Annotated in this window: 13 protein-coding genes; 4 read left to right on the top strand and 9 right to left on the bottom strand. The window is 43.2% G+C overall.

Features of this window, described 5'->3' with window-relative positions; genetic code table 11:
- Positions 1-111 precede the first annotated feature (111 nt).
- From EVJ23_RS13425 to EVJ23_RS13390, 8 genes are all read right to left on the bottom strand, one after another.
- Positions 112-2754, bottom strand: coding sequence for a PD-(D/E)XK nuclease family protein (locus tag EVJ23_RS13425; RefSeq protein WP_131466379.1), 2643 nt, complete (start codon positions 2752-2754; stop codon positions 112-114).
- 4 nt (positions 2755-2758) lie between these two features.
- Positions 2759-5614 carry a UvrD-helicase domain-containing protein gene (locus EVJ23_RS13420; protein WP_161567038.1) on the bottom strand — a complete coding sequence of 952 codons (2856 nt, stop codon included), beginning with the start codon at positions 5612-5614 and terminating at the stop codon, positions 2759-2761.
- A 425-nt stretch (positions 5615-6039) separates the two neighbouring features.
- Entirely contained in the window at positions 6040-6849 is an 810-nt protein-coding gene (locus EVJ23_RS13415; RefSeq protein WP_131466375.1) for a hypothetical protein, read from the bottom strand.
- On the bottom strand, positions 6846-7622 hold the full coding sequence (locus EVJ23_RS13410; protein ID WP_131466373.1) for a ParA family protein: 777 nt from the start codon (positions 7620-7622) through the stop codon (positions 6846-6848). The genes EVJ23_RS13415 and EVJ23_RS13410 overlap by 4 nt, the downstream gene beginning before the upstream one ends.
- Entirely contained in the window at positions 7619-8308 is a 690-nt protein-coding gene (locus EVJ23_RS13405; RefSeq protein ID WP_131466371.1) for a hypothetical protein, read from the bottom strand. Before EVJ23_RS13405 ends, EVJ23_RS13410 begins: the two co-directional genes overlap by 4 nt.
- Positions 8305-9087, bottom strand: a complete 783-nt coding sequence (locus EVJ23_RS13400) for a ParA family protein (RefSeq protein WP_131470822.1) — start codon at positions 9085-9087, stop codon at positions 8305-8307. The genes EVJ23_RS13405 and EVJ23_RS13400 overlap by 4 nt, the downstream gene beginning before the upstream one ends.
- A gap of 707 nt (positions 9088-9794) precedes the next feature.
- Complete coding sequence (locus EVJ23_RS13395; protein WP_161568397.1) at positions 9795-10859, bottom strand: hypothetical protein; 1065 nt, start codon at positions 10857-10859, stop codon at positions 9795-9797.
- An 870-nt stretch (positions 10860-11729) separates the two neighbouring features.
- Positions 11730-13166 carry a hypothetical protein gene (locus tag EVJ23_RS13390; protein ID WP_131466486.1) on the bottom strand — a complete coding sequence of 479 codons (1437 nt, stop codon included), beginning with the start codon at positions 13164-13166 and terminating at the stop codon, positions 11730-11732.
- 211 nt (positions 13167-13377) lie between these two features.
- Between EVJ23_RS13390 and EVJ23_RS13385 the strand changes: the two genes are divergently transcribed.
- From EVJ23_RS13385 to drmB, 4 genes are read left to right on the top strand one after another with little or no spacing between them, the layout of a single operon-like run.
- Positions 13378-14358 carry a hypothetical protein gene (locus EVJ23_RS13385; RefSeq protein WP_131466484.1) on the top strand — a complete coding sequence of 327 codons (981 nt, stop codon included), beginning with the start codon at positions 13378-13380 and terminating at the stop codon, positions 14356-14358.
- Positions 14359-14362: 4 nt separating this feature from the next.
- Positions 14363-15880: a DrmE family protein gene (locus EVJ23_RS13380; protein ID WP_131466482.1), complete on the top strand. Its 1518-nt coding sequence runs from the start codon at positions 14363-14365 to the stop codon at positions 15878-15880.
- A 16-nt stretch (positions 15881-15896) separates the two neighbouring features.
- Entirely contained in the window at positions 15897-19466 is a 3570-nt protein-coding gene (locus EVJ23_RS13375; protein ID WP_131466480.1) for a helicase-related protein, read from the top strand.
- Entirely contained in the window at positions 19448-21358 is a 1911-nt protein-coding gene (drmB, locus tag EVJ23_RS13370) for a DrmB family protein (protein WP_370252606.1), read from the top strand. The genes EVJ23_RS13375 and drmB overlap by 19 nt, the downstream gene beginning before the upstream one ends.
- 580 nt (positions 21359-21938) lie before the next feature.
- On the opposite strand, the gene EVJ23_RS13365 is transcribed toward drmB, so the two are convergent.
- Positions 21939-22763 carry a hypothetical protein gene (locus EVJ23_RS13365; protein ID WP_131466475.1) on the bottom strand — a complete coding sequence of 275 codons (825 nt, stop codon included), beginning with the start codon at positions 22761-22763 and terminating at the stop codon, positions 21939-21941.
- Between the last annotated feature and the right edge of the window lie 136 nt (positions 22764-22899).

The following is a 22899-nucleotide window of genomic DNA, read 5'->3' as shown; positions in this document are numbered from 1 at the left end:
GCTAAACATTTTTCATATTATAGTAGGGGTATAAATAGATTGGCAGATGTCTGCCAATCTATTTATACCCCTACTTATGTTTGTCATTTTTGATTTCAAATAACCTTTTGACTATCTTGATGCATCAACGCATATTTTTTCGAATGGACAATAGATGCAGTGTAATCCAGGGTTAGCTTTTATCGGAAGCTCAGATGTTTTTTCTGTGTAGCCTCTCATTGGTCTCGGATTTTTTCCGAAGAGTGTTATCTCTCTCTGAGGCATACTGTATTTTTCACCACCTAGATAAATTTGTTCTTTCCAGACGCGTTTGTCACCCCAATATTTTTGATGAAGTGCATTTAGCATATCCTTCTTCGTCTTTGTTAGATGAGGGAACAATGAGTTAACCCCATGCCTCCATGAATCACTTATAATTCCATCATCGCCCTTCCCTAACAGGAGTAAATTTTGGAAGACGAACCCTTCATGGAATTCACTTTCAAATACCGGTCGATCTTCAAACATGAAACTATAAATCACTCTTTTGGCACAATAATTGTATGTCTTTTTCACGACACCGTTAAAGACCCTGACATTTGATTCGATACTCGTAGGATAGGTCAGGACGCTCTCTTCTTCCTCTTTTTCCGCGTTTTGCTCAATCTCTATAGGTTTTGGCGGTGTGACTTCAAGACCCATGAGGGTGAGATAGAAAGACGGGGCGAGAGACTTTTCTTTCTCCAACTCTTTAATAAAAGAGAACTTCAAATGGACACCATTGCACATCAATAGATAGAAAAGATAGCATGCAATCTCGAATTCAAGCTCTTTTCGGATTCCCAGTTGGGAAAGCTCGATGCTTTTTTCAAAGAGAATCCTCGTTCTCTCTGATTTTAAAGGCCATAAGTTCATCGCTTGCGTGTATGGGAATGATTTTTGGTCCATCACACAAAAGTGTACTTGTCGGTTTTGTGCGTATTGCAAACCATCACTGTTGAGCATCGCCTGCACAAGACTTCCTTGCTCTTTTCCGCCCCTTCCGTTCATTTCAGATACGTACTCATCCTCCTCTGGTTTCCCAGCGAGAAAAAATTCTAATCCGCTCACAAGGTCCCTTTGGTCGACTGTTTCCAAAGAACTCTCTTGTAAATCAATCAATGCCGTTCTCACTTCTTCTGCCACTTTCCGGTCAGCTTCATTTTGAAGACCCGGCAAAATCTCATCTGTGATATGCTGGTCCAAGATATTGACGTAGTCCTTGATATTCGTCTGCTGGTCCTTGAACAGTTTCAGATATAAATCTCGGACGCCCAGAATACCCTTTTTTATCGCATCAAGTTCTTCAAAGCTAACGTTTAGATGACTAATCATCTCATGAGGTCGACTGTAAAGTCTGTGGTCAAGATCGCCACCGAAATGTCGGTATTTTTTCTTTAGCCTTGTCTCAATCTCCATTTTCATCTCACGAATTTCATCGAGCATACTTATCCATCCATCAAAATCATTTTCCTGTTCGAGAAGCCTTGATACACGCATAAGCGCCTTTAAATATCGAGTCGCCTGAATGCCATCGATTATAAGAAAACCCGATTGAAAGATACGTTGTATCCTCGAGACCGCCAGGTTTTCAGACGTTACATACGAATTCGAACCAGTGTCATATCTTCCATTGTTCAATTGATGGACATCTAACAAGAAACGCCCGAGAGGATAACGGGACAACTGTTGCTTTTCCATTTCGTCCAACTCAGACATATAACCTCTAATGACATGAGCCTTCGGTGAGACTAAATGGTGTTTATCTTTTTTGGCATACTCTTTGAATTGATAGAGATTTCGAAAACGATAGATTTCGCCGAACGGTTCGGTGCTGTCCTCGATTCTTCCATTAAGGGCGTTAAGGAAACGCTTGGCGTGCGCATTCACAGGGTACGGAATATTTAACGCCTTGACCTTCGGCGTGTCATCATATGACAGAAATCTTTCAATAGGCTCGAATCCTCGCTCGAATCCATCAAGGTGATTGACGATGTGTACCACTTCTATGTGGTCGCTCAATCTATCAAAGAGACGCTTCTGAATCGGGAGAAGGAAGTAGAAGCCGTGTAAGATGATGACTCGTTTTTGCAAGAACCTTTTTGAGACAATTTCTGATGCATCTTCTTCCGTATCAATATTACATCCTGCCCCCCCACGAAAAGCGTCATCACCCTTTTTTGTCATATTTGACAAGACAATCTCAAGCAAATCAGCAAATTGTCCCACCACATCATTTTCAAAAGATAGTATCCAATCGTCGAATGCCGAGAACGCCCCTTCACTCTCCATGCGTTGATATAGCAAGACAAAAGTTTTCTCCTCTGAGGATAATTCTTCAAAGATTTTGTCAAACCAATCGGAGGTGACACCCGATTCCCGTAACATGCGCATGGTAGACAAGATGAGGCCACGGTTTTTATCGACTGCGCTGTGAATCTCAGCATGTTCGACCCTTCCCCCTGCCACATGTTCACGCAATACTTTTGACAGAAGGGTGAACTGTTGAAGCTCCGTACTGGAGCGAAACCACCTATTCCCAGACTCTTTCGCCAAATCCGCAAAGGAAATCACCGGACCATCTAACCATTTTATAAGCTCAGTATTACTTTCAATCATACCTATCTTCAAAGAATTCGTTGCCGTGATGTGCACCCCATCTTGATAAGATTTGAACAACGAATCAGGGTGCATTAATTGCTCGGGAGTCTCGTAGGTCATTACCTTGTACCCCATTCCATCATCTCCCCATCTGTAAAAGTTCGCCCCACGTTCGAGGTGACCCCCATTTTTTGGCCTTGTCTGTCTCATAAATAAAAATTCTTGAGATTGCACGAGTCATCGCCACATAGAGGAGTCTACATTCCTCTTTTATCTGCTCCGCATCCTCCTCTTGTTTTAGGGAAAGGTAATTAGCTGTCGTGAAATCAAAGTCCTTTCCTTCCACGAATCTCCAACCATATTCGATGTCGCTAGACTCTTCAGCGAGCACGATGATATCATCCTTTATAAATTCGACATGCCTCACCATACTTTTGGAAGTGAAAGGTATCATGACAGTGTCGAACTGAAGACCTTTCGAACGATGCACGGTCAAAACTCTAACAATATTCCCATTGAAGCTCCAATCCTCAATATCAGCTTCGTCCGTCTCATGATTCGTAGACACTTGTATCTCTAACCAGTTATAAAGGGCGAGAATGTCTAATGGTCCATCTAAAAATGTTTCGTGAACCATCAAGAGGATTTTTTGAAGGTTCAGCTCATACTTCTTGATATCAGATCCGGGAACACCGGCTTCTTTCAAATACTCTAAATGTTTAGAGCCTTCTATAAAGTGGTCGAGCACGCGCAAGAGTGGATGATTCTTAATCAAGGTTTGTGCTTCTGACCATATTTTGTCCAAAACGATTTCATTATTTTCAACCTCAACCAAGCTCTCTCCACTCGGCCCAGTAAATCTTCTCAATTTCATCGGTTCAGTCGGACGCGTATAAGCAGTACCGCCAAGCGAGAACTGCATATTACGGTCCTCAGGGAAAATCCATGATTTTATTAGAATCAGTAGGTCTTTAGCAGCTCGTGAACGAAACAAAGTGCCATCCATTCTCACTTCATAATTTTTGATGACCCCATCGTCTCTCAACATACTTCCAATTTTTTCAGCGTCTGCGTTATCTCGTACCAGTATTGCCAAAACCGACTTGTCTGGGAGTTCATTGAATCGACCCTTGATGTCTTCTATCTCTATCGAACCACCTTCGAACACGAAGAAGGAATCCCTTGAATCACTGTCTATTTTTCTTGAGTACATGCCATCCTCGTCATCGGGAAGATATCCGGAATTACGCCAAGTGGAGAAGTGATGTTCCATCATCTCGACGAGACGTTTCGTGGAGCGGAAGTTCTCGTCAAGATGATAAGAGACTTGTCTCTGACCCCCTCTACTTTCCAAAGCAGATTGAAGGACGCTGAACGCCGATGAATCGGCCCCGCGGAATCGATAAATTCCCTGTTTCACGTCTCCGACCACTATAAGTCGTATACCGGTCGAAATGATTAAATCAGCAATAAACGAAATCTGTGAGATGTCCGTATCTTGAAATTCATCCACCATTAAATATTTATAGCGGGACGACAAATCCGATAAAGGTGCCGCAGAAGAAACGATTCTCTTTAAATATCGGGTCAAATCGGAAACGCCCAAGGCATCCGACTCGTTCTTTAGAACATCTAGTCGTCGATCAGATTCTATGATAGATTCCATTATGACATTGACGATAGCCTCTTTTGAATCAGGCAGTACAGCAAGGTCTTCATGGATAAACCCTTTCTGTTCGAACTTTTCCCAGAGGTTTTCGACGAATTCTCGAACCTTGTAATACCAAATTCCCGAGAAAAAATTCTGTTGGCCAGCTTCACGTAATTTTTCATCCAGTACTTCATCTATTATCGCCCGTCTTTCCATAGTCATCTGTGAGACACTGATATTGGAGCCTAGGCCGATGTGTTGACCAAACTGATTCAAAATGCTTTTCGCAAATGAAGGGATCGTCAAAATGTCCATTCTTCTTAATTCATTCAAGTGCCTGAGATATACGGTATTGCCTGTCTCTTTTGTGAGACGGACGAGTTCCTTAGCGAGTGCCGCTTCCATGTTGTTAACAGCCTCGTTCGTGAAAGTGATCATTGCCACCTCACTGAGGCTGTGAACGGCCCCTGTGTTTAGTAAGAACATGATTCTGGCGATTAACGTAGTGGTTTTTCCGCTGCCTGCACCAGCGTTTATTGTAATATTTTCACCGATATCCGCGTGTTCGACGGCGTACTGGGCATAGTTGAAACGACTTGCATTGTGACCATATTTCTTCAAGTAGTCTGCGTATACATGGTGTCCCTGACCATCCTGTATGAAGAACGGAGTGACACCTTCGATATCGACAGGGATGTGATAGACTTTGATACCTCGACGTATTGCAGAGTCTATGACGACATCATCAAAGCTCCCTCCATAAACAACTGAGTGCCTAGGACCAGTACCCTGATTTTGTCTATCAGCAGTTTTGCCGGCTTCGTGCAAGTCATGGAGAGCATATCGATCAACCCCTTCCTCCGGAGTTAGATCCATCTCTTCCCCAGCCTCATGCCCTTGCATGATACCGAAGACTTCTATGACGTCCTGCTCGTCATATAGTGACAACTTTCTACCATTGGCATCCACCCAATTCCCTCGCGGTTTTAATCTATACGGATGTATAGGGTAAGATACAAATTGTTTTATTCGTTCGAGCGATAACCTCTTCGTCTTTTCATATGTATCGTCTCCTGCAAAAAGTTGAAGACCCACTGATATATCGCCTGATGTCAGAAGGATGTCGCTTTTCACAAAAAGATCATGGGAAAAACTCATCTCTACTGAATCAAATATTCCGGATTCGACTAAAAGGAAATAGAAATGGATATCTGTCAACAATGACTTGTATGCGATATTGACTTGTGTCCTCGCAGCCTCACGATCAACTCCTGGATAATACTTGTCAATGATTCTCTCTTCGAATGCACTACACGGTGGGACACATTCTTTCTCGATAATCATTTCATAGAGTTCTTTTGTGAAGAGTGGGGCGCTCCTGTTTCTCGTCCGTGGTTGCACATATGAGTGCTTATGTCGAATATACTCCGTTCTCAGAACGTTCTCGATAGTACCAGAACCGTCTATAAATCGTAGGACCTCTTTCATATCTATCAAACAGAACACCTCCAGACATACTTGATTCTTTATTTTGTTGCTCTCCATGGTGTTTCTTATGTATACATTTCGGTTTCGAAATAATTCTACCTCCATATTTCATGAGTTGATTTCCAAATATCATTTCTATCGAATTGTAATAATACGATTCCGAATTTGGTCGATTCTTCAATAAGATGAGCAGACAAGAAAGAAATGGGCATCAAAAGACGCCAGGGACTTCCCTGGCGCGGATATCGTTTCTTTCATAGCTTATTGAGTTATGAACTCTGCTATTTTTTGCCCTGATTATTAATATAAAAATTCAAGGCTCGACGTATAATCTCATCCTCAGAGACATCTTCTTTTCTTGCGACTTCCAACAAAGATTGATAAAGAGCATCTTCCTTGCCTTGAAAGCGGATTCGAATATTCATCGGCTTGCTCTCTTGTGTCTCGATGACTCCTCCTCTGTCTTGCCGATTAATCAACATCCGTTTGATTTCACGAAGTTCATCTCGTGTCATCTCATAGACGGTTTTGTCACCGTTCTGAGTGGGATATCGTTTTTCTTCGAGGAGCGCCTTCTTCGGGTCTTCGGGCCAAGAAAGAAGTTCCGCGAGTTTGGTCGCACTAAAATCTTCTTCTATTGTTTTTTGTAATATGTTCGGCCCAAAAATATTCCAAAATGAGACGAAACGGCTGACTTGAGGATGTGACATCCCAATTTTACCTAAAAATTCTTTCCAAGATCCTTGTTCTTTCTGAAACTCTTTTTTCGTTTCTGGATTGCGGAACAGACTATTAGCATGGGCGAGGATTCGACATTTCTCGACAAAACTGGTCGCTTGAATGGCATCAATATGGTTGTAGTATTGAACGATTCCATCCATGTCCTCAGGAAGCTTCTTCGTGATGATACGCGATAATCCTGTGGCGGGGAGTGCCTGATAAGGGTTCGGGACATTCGTCGTTGCAGAAAACTCTTTCACGGCCTCAACTTGATCTGTCCGGCTATCTGCAGCTTGTTGATTTTGATTCACGGGAAGATTCGCACTGAAAGTCGAGATTTTTGGTATGTGCTTCTTTCGGTTGCGTGTCATAACGAAAGTACCTCCTGAGCTAGTTGTAAATAGGCGTCGGTTGCTGGGCTCTTGTGATCAATGACGGGACGCGACTCCCGTTGCAACGTCTGAACCTTCACCGCGTAAGGTATCGTCGTCAAAACCGGAATACCGACCTCTTTCCCGAGTTCTTCAAGTTCTTCGACTGTCGTGACATCTCCTTTCGAGCGGACACTCACCATCGTCGGGATGAAGGCAGCGATATGGATGTCTTCCCGGAATCGTTTCATCTCTTCCAACTCTTCAGGTGCCGAGTAGACGGCATCCATCGAGAACTTCTGCATCTGGACAGGCATCACGATACAATCTTGGGCGACAAGCGCGCAACGCGCATATGGGTTAAGCGCTGAAGTCGAACCCGGACAGTCGATGAGACAGATGTCAAACAGCTCATCGATTTTGGTAAGTTCTTCGCTGAGGCGATACTCATACCCGATTTGGCTCGTCAGGTCACTCGGTGAAGCTGAACGTCTCGTTGGAACAAGGTAGACCGTTCCCGTTTCATACTCGCAGGTCACGATCACCTGTTCGATTGGTGTATAGAATGGATCATTCTCTTCAAGCAGGCAATCGAGTAAGACTTTTCCTTCGTAGTCATTTGTCAGACCTAGTCCGTTTGTAGAAGAAGCCTGGTCGTCCGCATCGATGACGAGGACGCGCAATCCGTCACGTGCATAAGCATGAGCCAAATTGATGGTAGTCGTCGACTTACCGACTCCACCCTTTCGATTGTACAGGGCGATTTTCTTCATGATTCGTCTCCTCGCTTCTCGTCTGTGTCATTAATGATGTTGTCGTTCACGGTCCGCTCAATGATTTCCGTCAGTAGTTCACTCACACTCCGATTCTGGGCATGCGCATACTGTTGAAACTGATCTGATAGATCGGATGGGATTCGTGCTGAGAGAACAGCAGATGGTCTCTTTGTTTTATGAAACGGACTGACTTTGACCTGTTGCACGGCTTCACGATTTTTACGGGCCTCGCGGATTTGTCTGACTGTCAACTCGTCAACGCTTCGCGACTCTCCGTCAATATAGAGTCCTTGTTCGACGACTTCCTCGACATTGTCGAGATACATCAGTTCAAACAGTTTAGAAGCCGGTAAGCTCGCAAGTGATGCTTCAAGTGGATGTAATGTCTCATAGGTTTTGATATACCGGGATGCAAGAGAGTTCGACATCGAAACTGCCTCGAGGAATCCAATCCATTCTTTTTTGTCATGCATCTCGGAACGAGCGATGACGAGACGTTTCCCAATCTCGAATACAGAAATCGTTTGGACCCTCGAAAGTTCATTGATTTCATGAACGAGATCCTCGACTTCTTTTGAGACCGGAAGTTTTTGAACGAGCGCACTGATATTCGTCAAACCGCTCTGGTAAGGATGCTGCTCACTCGGTTTGATTTTATGAATGTTGCGATTACGTGCTTTCATGATGATTCACCTGCTTGTTCGACGACTTGTTTGGCCAATAGTCGAAATGGTTCAGCGAGCATCTTCGATTCCTTTGAGCGATACTGGATGACACTCTTTCCACTATCGGCAGCTTTCTCAATGAAGGTAGATCGCTTGATCATCGGAAGAATCTCTAATCCCTCCACCTTTGCGATTGCTTCCATTGCTTCATAGTACTCTTTATCTGCCTTTAAAGAGGCATCCATGGCGACAGGAAGAATACCCGTGATGACGAGATTTGGGTTATAGAACTTTTTCACTTTTTGTACAGTTCGGACTGTACTCGCAAGCTGGTCGAAAACGAGCTTCTTTGGCATGAACGGGATGACGGTCATGTTTGAAGTCGAAAGCACGACTTTTGAAAGTTCGTTGATCGATGGGACCGAATCTAAGATAATCCAATCAAACTCATCCTCGAGCGGTGCAATCATATCCTTTAATAGAAAGAGCTTGTCTTGCTCGGAAATCAAATTGATCAATCTGGCATTTCGTTCATTCGAAGGGAGAAGACTCACATGATACGTTTCGTCGTCAAAAAGGACTTCTTTGATATCGAGATTACGTGTATGTACATCAAACATCGTCATGTACTTGATTGTGTCGGATTCTTTTAACATCAGCTTACTGAGTGAGCCTTGAGGATCTAAATCAATAATCAGGACTCGTTGCCCCAGCTCACCCAATGCGTAAGCCATATTCAAAGAACAGGTCGTCTTACCTGATCCACCTTTCGAAATGTAAAACGTGAGTATGTTCATCTTCTCTCCCCTTTCTCTCTCATATCATGTCACAATCTCTTTTTCCTTACAATATAAAAACAGTAAAGACATCAATATATTCCGTATACTAATGTATACAACCGCATTTTGAGTATGTATACGCAAAATGAACTGTAAACAGTTTCTGTATACATTTCGACATCGAACTGTATACAGCTTGTTATTTGAAGTACTAACGATTTTATACAATGTTGTTGTCACCAAGCTAAGTCGGGCTCTTAAATCGATTAATAAAGGAAATGCGTTATACATCTGTATATGACTAAAATAATAGAAGAAGATATAAAAGCATATTCTTCTGAGTTAAAAGAATATAAATAGATTATAGAGAGTTAAATAAAGATTAATAGAATTAGAAAAACAAGAAGGTCTCTAGAGCCAGTCATACGAATCGTTCTGACAGGTTAAGTAAAAGGAGAAATTTCAAATGGATTACCATTTCTTTCACTACGACTCTTTTTTTTTCAATAATGATTTGGAATTTAAATAATAAGAGATGATTTATTTCGTTCAATGCTTGATTCTTTAGCTAATCGATTTGATTTTTTTCCTAAAAATAAAAACAGGACACTTGATGTGCAGAAATGACTTAAGATGAGTGTTAAACAATATAATCAGATGGAAATCCCTCTAATAATGAGGCATTTTCATATCTTTTTTCAAAACAGAGCATGCCAAAAAGACCATCATGCGATAGCCATTTTTGCCTGGGCCGATTTTAGTTGTTGATGAAGGTAGAAAATCGGCTCTTTAAAGAACAGCTTATGGGTGCTCGAGTGGACCAAATCCTCACGGTGATGAATGAATGCTTGCTTTACCTCTTCGACGACCTGTTTGAATATTTCGGCCCCATACGTATCGCTCATCGAGAAGAGCGAATCGCGGTTGACCTTGAGCGCGTCAAAGTCGAAGAATTCCCCTACTCGCTTTCGCAATTCAAACCAAAGGAGCTGAACTTCAGAGCGGTCCTTCTCTTTGATCTGCTTACTGTCTTGCGCAGCGGATAGGTGAACTTCAAGTAAGAGCGGTCTCGTCACGTCTTGGACTCGTTTCTGGAGAGAGACATTCTGTTTGATCATATTCAAAAAACGCTTACTATCTTCGACAAGAGAGACCTGAAGGAACTTGAGACCGGACATCATCTTTTGGATGGCGAGCTTGTGACCACAGTATTTAGGAAGGAATCCTTTAATCTCATCGTAGGTCAGGATGGCCTGTTCATTTGCCTGGACATGAACATCTTTTTCAACCTGAACAAGTGTCCGTAACGCGAGTCGCAATGTATTCACGTTATCGAGCGCAATCAATTCGGATAAGAGGCCGTGCCAAACAGACGTATACCCCGTCTTCGAACCAACCGTGGCACCGTCTATAAACAAATCACGATAGTTTTCAAGGTAATCTGTCAATTGGATTGAAATCACTCCTGGGAAGTGACGTACGACCGTCATGAGGCCATTCTGTTCAAAGGTCTTCAAGTTGTTATGTAGAGAACGTACCGACGTGCAGGCAAAATTTGCGAGCATGTTGTCTTCTGCAAATTCCATCTTCCCTTGGTCATCAGCGTAGGCGAGAATAGAGAGAATATGACGGATTCGGGACTTGGTCCATTTAAAGGCAGTGAAACAGGCCGGGATGTTATAGTGGTGTTGCTCGTAGCGATAGTGATCTGCGCGCTTCGTCCAACGCGTCAATCCGCTCATTGCGACCAATAGCTTGTTTGCGACCAAAATATGTCGATTCGTCTCCATCATCTCTCCTACACCTCCCCTATCCTAAAATATGCTAGTTTCAGTATCTTGTTCTTTCCAAGTGGTGTCAAAGTGCGGTTTTAGTACGACGAATTGCGACCAAATTTTAAAAAACGTTGATGTTGAGCCATTTCATAGGGAGGAATAGATGTCGTTTCAGTACGACGAATTGCGACCAAATTTAGAGGAAGGGCTTCGTTAAGCCGTTTTTAGCTAATTTAGAGAAGAATTTTCAACGTAAAAGAGTGGGGAATGTCGTTTCAGTACGACGGTTTGCGACCAAATTGGTGAAAGTGTCGTTTCAGTACGACACATTGCGATTAAAACCATTACAAATGTCATTTCAGTACGACGAATTGCGACCATTTTTATGGAATGGTCGCTTTAAATTATTTTAAAAACTCATCAAAAAAGTGAGAGATGTCATTTCAGTACGACGGTTTACGACCAAAACATCAAAAATGTCGTTTCAGTACGATGATTTGCGACCAAATTGATGGAGGTGTCGTTTCAGTACGACGATTAGCGACCAAATTTAGCAAAAATATCGTTTCGGTACGCTGTTTTACGACCAAGTCGAGTGAATTATAAGGGTTCAATGCAGATGTTCCCTCCTAAAAATATAAAGATGTCGTTTCAGTACGATTGACTTCGCACCAAAGCGGTCAGGAAAAAGATTGTTAATGAGAGATACATGTGAGCTTGAAACTCTGACGTGACTTGATTGGCTCATCGCAAATATTTACTCAGTTTTCTTTCGCTACATAGTAGACAACACGTAAATGTTCCATGTGAAACAGTAGCTGAAAAGCATGTACATAAGAAAAGAAGCCTGTTTGTAAAAAGGCTTCTTCTGAGCAGTCGCTTCTATTAAAGGAGTAACGTGTCTGTATGGTTCAACAATTCCCATGATTCGAGCGGATAGAACGTGAAGAAATAGTAATCGCCGGAGCGGTGCCAGTCTTTCAAGATGAACTCGTGTTCTTTGATGCGGTCAAGGTTTGCCTCAAGTTCTAGTAAGTTCTCTGACTTACGAGATTTATTGAAGCGAATGGAATAAGTAAATTGACGCCAATGTCGGCGGACCGGACTTTGTTCCCCTGTCTGGATGGCAGCCATTCGTTCCTTTTGAAGTACGAACGCTAAGTGATAAGCGAAGCTCCCCTTCAACTGTTCAATCTGTTCACCATAGATACTAACAATCTGCTGCTTGAGCAAATCGTCATAGACTTCCTCTGTCACTGTGACGATCACCTGGCTGTCTGCGAGTGTCGTCGCATTCTTAATTGTGACAGAAGAGAAGAGTCCACGGATAAAAAAGTCCCCTTCATCGTTGTGTCCCGCGACACGGTAGTAGCCAAGCTTCATCAGTCGCTTTGTTGTCAGGTCGTAGCTCTTCCCGCTCTTGTTGGCATAAAGCTTTTCAACCAATTGAACTAACGGAAAGATGATTTTACGACTTGTCTGGAAAGAGATATCACGGTAAGACAAAATCTCGGTGAAGGCTTCAAAATCCTTCGAATCAAGATCAGGTACTTTACCATTCAACTCTTGGATGAACTCTTTACTGACTAAGACGGAGAGGTTTTGCGGAACGCCCTCTTTGTATTTTGGTACGACGGAGTCATAGTTTAGCAGTTCAAGATTGAGCTGTGAGGCGTCATTGAGTTTCTCATCAAGTTGATCGGTTTTGTTCTTGATGCGATCTGACATCCCGAAAAACGGGATGTCGACAGCAAGTGTCGGTGAATGGTGGGCAACACGTTTGGTTGAATCGATTTCCTTGGCGACTTCCCCTAATATCATGAGCACATCTGTTTTCAACGTCGTCGTTTTTTGGTTGATGGTCTTTTGAGACCAATACGGATAAGTATGGATTAACTGATTTGGGTCTTCTGCCCAATCCTCAATCTCGGTGATGCAGAGAGTCATATAGTCTTCAATCGTTTTCACGTGAAACTCTTTGTAGAGTCCTTCGAGACCTGCGACTTTCACATATGCTGAAATCATGTCGTGCTTGGCTCGTAGTTCTTTATTGTACCCGCGAGACTCTTGGTAATTCCGGACGGCTGTTTTGACCCACCGACGTTTTAATTTCATGAAGGAATAATAGCGAATTTTTTTATAGGCACTTTCGATATTCTCAAGCGCGTAGTGTTCTTGATAAAGTGATGCGACAAATTCATTGATATCGAAAATAGATACGCTATGGAGGATTTCTTCCATACCGTGCCGCTTGATCGTATTGACCGCTTGCGAGATAATGAGTTGCTGAGAGCGGCCGTTGGAGGATGAGTGGTTCTCCATGTTAATCACCTCTTCTCATCTAAATATAGCATAGGTCTTTGAGATAAAAATTTAAAATCAAAAATTAGTTTTATTTCAAATACCGATAATGAAAAGTGTGCGCCGGCGCACACTTTTCATTATCGGTTTATGTTCGGAATCAATCATTCAAATTCAGTTTATATGGTAAAATTTATTAAATAGTAATGATAAAAAAGTAAGGATGAATTTCATGATTGAGAACAAACTGAAACTACACTTGAATGAAGGCGTCGTCAAACTCCCTGACTGGGTCGTCTTTTCTCTGGAGATTGGGAGATATTTAAAGGAACATACCCGTTCACAAGGTAAACCGATCCGTATGATGATTTCCCTTCCCAACAATGATTACATACCTCTATTGATTGCCATCGGAATCGCTGATGGGGATTTTGAGCTGAATGAAGATAGAGGAGCGGTCAAAGAGAAAATCATGAGCCTTCAAGAAGGGCACCGAATTATCTACTTAAAAGATGGGCAACCGACGAATGTGTCCGTCATTGAGGTCGGTCCTAGTCCCGTGACTGAAAGTGAGATGATGTTACATGTTCTGATAGAGGGTATGAAGTTTGGTATCCCAGAGAGGCAGTGGTCCGATCGCATAATATTGACGAACGGAGATGAGGGGATGGTCAAGCGTTCAAGAAAAGTGAGCGACAAAAAGACACTCGGAATCAAGGGGAACGGACTCTTGAAGAAAATATACCCCCTAGAAAATCTCCTCAACTCCTCCTCTTATTCAGAAGACATCTTTTATATGATAGGAAATCTTAAAAAGGTTCACGAGCAGATGAATGAACATTTCTTTTACACGGACGATGTATATGGGAGTCCGAAGGACTTCTTATATACTGATGACGAGAACAGTTATACCAATGGTAAGGTGATCTCTTCTCAAAAACGAGACATGGATTTCAAGGTGATGGAGAGTGTTCCAGTGATTTATTGGGGTTGCGATAGTTACTTGAGACAAAGGCACCACTTTAAAGGCAACCCTTCCATTACTATTTTTAGCAGAACCGAAAACGAGAGTAGAATTGCTGAATTGCTGAATGATGTCGAACGAGAGATGATCCATGGAGGTCGCGAATATATGATCGACCACATGAGACGTTATCTGGATGAAAAAAGAGTAGACTTACCTAGGGGTATCGAACTGATGGTATGGAGGTGACGGTATGATTTCTGAAGTTAACAAGCTGTACAGGAAAACAGACATCAGTATAAAGGTGGAGGAAGTTTCTTCGGATACGGTCACACGATTTTCGGCGAGTATGAGAGAACTTAAATCCGAAGTGGTTGCCAACTATCAAGGTTATGAAGATGTAACGGATTTGGTGTTTCTCTTCCGAAAAATCTTATACAAAATCACGACCGGGCTTTTGGATTACAATGAAATCTTGAAGAGTGAAGATAAGGACGAATTGCGTTCATCTCTGTCCCAGGCCTATAAGTCTTATCCCTCTCTATTTGATGCCCATTTGAGAAAGGTCGGCAATAGTTTGAAAAGTGTCTTGGAGACAGAAGGGAATCCACTCACCGAAAGGGTTATAGATTCAATCAATGATCTTAGATTCGAGATGAGAGATATGAGGGTGGCCGTCGTCACCAAGAAATCGTTGATTGAAGAAGAAAGATACAAAGTGACCAGTCATTTAAGACTCACAACATCAGTTAGTTTCTTTACTGAGAACGGCTTCAGGGTTGACACCGAAGGCTACGACAAAGTCATTTACATAGGAAGTCCAAATCATTGTGGTATGTATGCGACAAATACGTTCAAATCGGAATCGGTTACTTTCATCACCTATGACTTTTATGACAATTCGTTTGTGAGACGCGAAACCCTCAACAGGTTTGGGAAGGATCGTTCGATTAGTACGGTGTACGAAGATGTTGAGATTGAACAGCCTTCAATGAACAAGAAAGGATTATTGATGCCACCCTCTATGGAACCTTCAGAACTGCTAGAGCGCTTTCTGATGAAGGCTCAAAGAGAGAGTCGGGATGAGGATTCGGAATTGGTTGAAGCAATGGTGGTATATCTTGAAAACAACCGCTTCATCTTCATTCCAAGGGGTGTGAAGATGAAAACACTGACATCTGAAGGGGAAGTGAACGACACCGAGGTAGAAAGCATAGATGAAGGCTCTTACATCATCGTTCGAAACAAGAGTGAGAGCAAACTGATAGGTGAGGTTGCAGATGAATTCTTCCTAAAAGACAGCAGAGATGAGTTCAGGGACTTGCAACTTAAATGGAAAGAGCGACTCGTAGAGTCAATAAAAAAATATGGGTTGGATCGGTTTTCTTACTTGTTACGGACAAAACACTCAATCGCTTACGCCAATCCGATCATATTAAAAACATGGATTAAAGAAGAGACCATTGCACCAAGGGCCATCAAGGAACTGTTGTCAGCCTTGAAATATGGTGAAGCAGAAATAGAGGAGACTCTGATTGCGACGAAGGAAATCCGAAGCGCACACCAAAAGGCTGGCAGATTGATTGCTAAGAGCATCATGGACGCTATCTCACCTGAGATGATAGAGATTGTGAAAGAGAGAGGGTTCCACACCTTCGAGTCTGAAGAGTTCACCGATGTCACCTTTAACATAGAAAAGGTCATATACATCGATAATGAAGTCAGAGAAGTGACAGCAAGCCAGCTCATGAAACTGTATAAGCTTATATAAGAATAAGGGGGATACCATGGGAATTCAACTTGAACAATCACTGAAGAATAGAGAATCCATTATAGACGGTGTAAGAGAAGAAATGATTGGGCCCTCGACGGTAATGGAGCATTGGCATGAGTTCAATCCAATCGGGAACGCGACCGTCACAAAGATGGACGCTCCATTATTTTGGAAAAAGGGAAGTCTCAAAGAGGAAATCCTACAATTTCAAACCCCGACACAACGTTATGTAAGCGGATTGTTGTTTCCGCTAGGAATCTCTGAAAATGAAATGGAATCACTAGAAACGTTACTTTTAGACAAAGAAAAAGACGAAGATACCACCACTAGTAAAGAAGATGATGTATCTTTTCATGCAGATGACGAGGAATCCATTACCGAGGAAGAGGGCGACATGGAATTGCTTCCTCAGAAGAACGATTACATGCCCTCCTCTATGGGAATCACTTTTTGTTTGGATAAGGACGTCGAGACCATCCATGTAAATGTCACCGGAGGGACGTACGATCCTCAAAACATCAGAGTGGGGGATAAGGACAAAAACAGCACGTTGTGGCTACGATCTTCACTTCGAGGGGGGGAAGATGTTGATATTGCAACGGCTCTGAAGCAAGGTACCTTGATACGCGATGTTCGCATGTATGATGCCACGTCGCAAGAGGTCAACCGTTTCAAAATGCAAATCCAAATCGTCATAAGGGACGTCGGTGAAAAATACATCACCACGATCAGTTTGACCAATCGGTCCGAAAAAGCAATCGAGCAAAGTGAATCGAACGAGACGTATCATAGGAAGGAACAACTGATATTGTTCCAGGCGATGATGGAGGTCCGTGTGAAGGAAGGTCGGGGATTCTCAACTTATCCGAGCAGATATGACCTGACATCAAAAAAAAATCCCGACAGCGAGCTTGAGACTGAAGAATTATCGATGGAGTTACTGTACAGGAAGAATGGGAACTATGCTTTTGGACATGGGTGTTCGGTTCATTGGGACCAAAATGTCGAGAATGTCGCTTCTTTGAAAACGACATTCTTACCAGAGTACCAAGCGATGAGCATGACACCAGATATACAAATCATGGTCGATGGAAGAATGGTTGAGTTGAAGATACTGATGGCGGACCTGGCTGGAATCACAGCAAACAGGAACCCTAAAAAAATGTTAGAATCGCTAATCAAAGGATATCAGAATTGGATTATATCCAAAGAAAGAGAGCTAGACCTGATACCCGCCCATTTGAAACCTGTAGCAAAAAAACATCTCAAGCTGTGTACTGAAAGTCACGACCGGATGCTGAAAGGACTAGATATCCTAGAAGAACCACAGGCGCTTAAAGCGTTTCAATTGGCGAACCTCGCAATCTTGTTACAACAGAGAAACGGCAAAGAAAAACGAGATGGTGTGATCGACAAGGGTTCCCTGGTATTTGATGAGGAAATCGATGTAGAGAAAAACAGTCTACAAAGACTCGCTGAGAGTGAGAACTCTTGGAGAGCTTTTCAAATCGCGTTCATTCTCATGTCTCTCGATTCGTTCGTAAACGAGACCGGCGAGACGAGAAATATAGTCGATCTCATCTGGTTCCCAACAGGTGGAGGGAAAACAGAAGCCTATCTGGGAGTGGCCGCTTTCCAGATGATATATAGAAGACTTAAGAATCCTGATGACGCTGGAGTGGACGTCATCATGCGATATACCTTACGTCTGTTGACGGCAGACCAGTTCCAAAGGTCATCCAGGCTCATGTGTGCATTGGAATACATCAGAAGACGACATGAGAAAGATTTGGGTAAGATTCCTTTTTCGATAGGTATTTGGGTAGGGTCAGCGACCACGCCTAATAGAAACAAATATGCAATTAAGCAATTGAATAAACTTCAGGGGAACAACAAGAAAGACAATCAATTCATCGTGAACAATTGCCCTTGGTGCGGAGCCAAGATGGGATACTACAATGACAAGATGACTAAAGGCAATCCTCAATACCAAGGCTTCAAGAACGAAGAAAAGAGTTTGATATTGTATTGTCCGGACAGGAACTGTGAATTTTCTGAGAGTCTCCCCATCTATATCGTCGATGAGACCATCTATAAAAAACGTCCAACATTTTTGATAGGAACCGTGGATAAATTTGTTCAATTGGTCTGGGAGCCTGAAGCAAGGTCACTGTTCGGATTGGATGGGAACGGGGAACGGATTTATAGCCCACCCTCCCTGATTGTACAAGATGAGCTACACCTTATTTCAGGACCCTTGGGCACATTGACAGGGTTATTCGAAGTATTGATAGAAGAGCTTTGCCTTAAATATATAGACGGACGAGTAGTAAAGCCCAAAATCATCGCTGCCACCGCGACAATCAAACAATATGAAGAACAGACGAAAGCACTCTTCGGAAGGCCTGTCGCAAGGCTTTTCCCTAGTCCCGGACTGGAGAGTGAAGATTCTTTCTTCGCCAATCCTGCGCTGGATGCCGTCGGGAAACCGATGCCAGGACGGAAATATGTCGGCGTATACACGACCACTGTACGAATCATGATGTCGCAGGTCATGGCGTTCTCATCCATTATTCAGAGTGCAACAGACATTGACCCTCTAGAAAGAGACCCATATTGGACGCTCCTGGCTTTCTATAACACGCTGAGGGAGCTCGGAGGGGGGCTGACCTTGACACAGATGGACATATCTCAGTATTCGAATGCCATGTCCAAACGGAAAGGCAAGAAAGGGTCGTTGAGATATTTAAACAATGTACTGGAGCTGACGTCGAGGAAACAGAGTCACGAAATCTCAAAGGCTATTGATGACCTCAAAACAAGTTATAAAGAGCCTGTCAAAACGACCGGTAGGAAAAGGGAGACGAAACAGACCATTGATATGTGCCTGGCCTCTAATATCATCGAGGTGGGGGTGGATATCGATAGGCTATCTGTCATGGCCATCGTCGGACAACCCAAAATGACTGCACAATATATTCAAGTGAGTGGTCGGGTCGGACGTAAATGGTGGGAGAGGCCAGGTCTCATCTTCACACTGTACTCGAATACCAAATCGCGAGATAAATCCCACTTCGAGCATTTCAGAGAGTACCATGAGAAACTGTATTCACAGGTCGAACCTACGAGTGTGACACCCTTTTCAGACGCAAGCCTAGAAAAGGGATTGACGGCCGTGATGGTAGGTTATTTGAGACAAGCGTTAAGCAGAGATTTAGGGAAAGCTCCTTCTTCGGAGAGTATTAAGAAGCATCGGGGCAATATCCAAACTTTTTTGCGACGAATTATCGAAAGAGCTGAGATGGTCGACCCTGAACAGGTGCCTGTATTGAAAGAAAAATTAAATAGAATTATGAGAGAGTTATTAGTTACCCCTTTCTCGACCTGGGAAGTAAAGGGCGATGATACCGCATACATGTATCGGGCAGGGATGGTCGTTTCTCGTACGATTGAGAGCGAATCTGTCCCTATGATCAACTCGTTACGGAACGTGGATTCCGAATGTAGAGGGATGATCACCTCGCTCTATAACAAACTACCTTCGGATGATGAAGATGTAGATGGATGGGAGTTTTTAAAATGAAAGACCTACCATTAAGAAGAGGACAGTTGGTGACGACATTCGGACCCGGCTCTTTGGTCATCAGCCCGGAAGGTGAGACTGCGATGGTCGGTGCTCTTGATAAATGGTATATCAATGATCAAGGGAATCGAATCGATATCAACCAATATGAGCTTCAAGAACCGAGATTAAAGACCTTATTGAAGGTACAAAGATTATTGGCACCCCCAGACTACAGGGCGGGTTATAAGATGAAAAATGTCTCTTCAGCGATGAAGCAAGAAAACACTGACATTTTCATTCCGCTCTTGCGTTTTCCTCAGTGGCATTATTGCCCGAATTGCAGAACCATGCACAAGAAGGGTTTGTCGGAACGGACGAACCGTTATTATTGTAGGGGATGTGAAAAGGAAGTCAACATGAATCAGGTCCCATTTGTCATGGTCTGTAGTCATGGTCATATCTCTGATTTTCCTTGGCGTGAATGGGCGCATAGAGACGAACATACCAAGTGTGAGGGAATGCTTAGATTAATCAGCACTCCCGGCGCGACACTAGACTCTTTAGAGGTAAGGTGTTCTTGTGGCAAGAATCGATCATTGAGAGGAATCACGACTCGCAAAGGCGTCATTTGGGAGGGTGAGGAGCCAGTCAGTGAACTGAGCAAGAAAATGAATCAAGGCGGGGATGAAATATACATCTGTCCGGGATTCAAACCGTGGTTCGGGTCAGATCAGAATGTCGGCGGTTGTACACAGTCTCCAGTGGCCGTCTTGAAAAACTCGCTCAATGTATACTATCCCAACACAATCAGTGCGATATATCTGCCAGGAAAAACCAAAGAAGCAGAAGAAATCATAGATTTTCTGACTAAAAAACATGTGACTGCGACGCATCTGTCAGGATATTCGACTCCAGAAGATAAATTGCACTATGCGATGATAGGGGCACCAATACATATCAAAGACATCGATAGAGATATGTGGGAGCTAGCTATCGCTTATATTGAGAATGGTCCAAGCATCGATTCGAGCAGACACGAGGGGCAGTCAGACGATGCGAATGAGCGGTTGAAGCAGGCAGAGTACGATAAGTTGTTAAAGGAAATGGATAGTAAGCATTTAAAAATACGAAAAGAATGGAACCATGCCGATTCTCAGAATCATCATAGGTTCTCGGGAAAATTCAATCTAATCAATCGTGTGACGAAGCTCAAGGAAACTATCGTCCTCACGGGGTTCAATCGCCTGACGACCGGAACAGAGGCGATGACTCAAGAGAATTTGTTGGAGGGAAAAAAACTGCTGTTCAACGAACCGGATGCCCCCCAAAATGACTGGTTGCCCGCTCATGAAGTATATGGGGAAGGAATCTTTTTCACTCTCCCCTTGCAAAAGATTAAAGCATGGGAAAAAGACCCCGAAGTAAAAAGATATTTTGAGAAATTCAAATCTAGATTAAGAAGACAAAAATCAAGAATCGATCCTGAATCCCTGCTTCCACGAAAAGTATTGCTGCACACGCTGTCACATCTTGTCATAGATGAACTCGCCCTGACATGTGGGTACAATGCATCCTCTATACGCGAAAGGCTTTACGTTTCTGACGAGCATGTAGGCGTGCTTATCTATACGTCATCCGGGGACGCGGACGGCACCTTCGGTGGATTGGTACGGATGGGAAGGGAGGACCACTTCTTCCCCATCATCGAAAAAGCCATTGAGAAGGCGAGTTGGTGCAGCTCAGACCCGGTCTGTACAGAAATCGGGAAGGGTTCGGGCCAAGGTATAAATCAGTTGAACGGTGCGGCATGTCACAACTGTTGCTACTTGCCAGAAACCTCTTGTGAGCTTGGTAACCTACTATTGGACCGATTGTTATTGATTGATCCTAAATTGGGATACTTCTCTTAAAGAAAAATCATAAAAAGAATAACATTAGATTCGAGCTATAATTGTTCATAGAACGAGACTGGGACATAACTAGCCAGTTCTATAGTATTTCAATCAAAAAGAGGGGTCCGGTCACCGATTTCGGTGGCCGGACCCCTCTTGTAAAAGCAACGTTCTCGTCATATGCTTTTGTTCTTCCCAGGCCAAGTTCACGCCGACCTGGCGGTGGTTCCCTTCCCCTGCCTTTGTGCACAGGTCGTGGAACGGACACCCGCCGCAGCCCTCGCTAAGATACATGCAGGACTCGCGGACGAATCCGTCCCTGTCGGTCTTCGAGTAGCTGTTTCGGTTTCCAGGCAACGAAGTCGAAGGCCTGTTTGTCGAGGCGACGGGGTTCCCTTCATTTCGCGCGCAGTCTTTGCCGTTCCTTGACGTCGGTCGTCGAACCGTTTTTCTCTTCGATCGAGTCGACCTTTTCCCTGAGTCGCGCCAGGTGGCCTCTTTCTTATAAAACTACTGAGTTATTTCTCAGCCTCGTCGACTTTTATGAAATCCCTTCAATTGTTTTCAAATGTGTAAATTTCATCGATGAGTAAGTCATCTAACTCGAAGAGTGTTCATGGACAATCTTAGCAAATTTTGTCCAATCTTCTGGGGTGTTCCTCAACCATTCTATGGGTAACCCGTAATTGACAGCGCAGTCCAGCTTCGGTCCAATATGTTTGTGTGAACCTCCAGGCGCATCGTTTATCAGTCTGGTCAGATTCCCCTGAAACGATCGATGATTAGAAATCACATTGTTGTTCTTACCTCGAAGATTTTTGATTAGCTGGGGGTTATATAGACGTTCGCCGGCCTTATATTCTATCCAACCTTTCCTCGTTTCGGGATCAACCAGGTCTCTGTTCAATGCATACCCCAGTATGCTGACCCTCCAGTCATGCCCTCTAAATTTATATGGGTCATTTTCGAAGTCTTTCCCATCAGGCATGTTTGAGAGGATTCCAATCACGTATATCTTCGTATCAAAATCAGTCATCTTTTGTTTTTCGACTAGTAACCATTTCGAAGAGCTCCTGCTGCCTTTGATGTCTGTCTTGAGTCGGAAAGGTCTCTCTTTCCCGTCTATGTTCACCACAGCCATATCGTGTCCGTTGTCGTGCACATGTGGGTCGTCCCAAACCGTCAAATCGACGGAGAAGCTAATATTGAAGTTTTCTTCTAAAAAACGTCTGAAGCCAAACTCCACAACTTTTCCAATCACGTGGTCAGCGATATAGTCATTTCTTCTCCTTAAGATATCTGGTCTTCCAAACTGTTTATTGCTTGCGGCCTTCTTGTCATGTAGTTCTTCAGCGAAAGTAAAACTTTTGTTCACCTCATATTCAGTGATACTTACGTCCATAATTAATCTTTCTTGGTCCATCCTGACACCTCGAGAATTTTTATAAGTAAATTATGTGAGAAGAAAAAATGGATTACACCTTACAATCGATTATAGATAAAAGTGAGATAACCGAGAGCAAATGTGAGGATAAGAGATGATGAAGGAATTTATATCG

The organism is Exiguobacterium sp. SH1S1, from assembly GCF_004337245.1.
In the GTDB taxonomy this organism is placed as follows: Bacteria; Bacillota; Bacilli; order Exiguobacteriales; family Exiguobacteriaceae; genus Exiguobacterium; species Exiguobacterium aurantiacum_A.
This window is presented reverse-complemented; position numbering and strand designations above follow the sequence as displayed.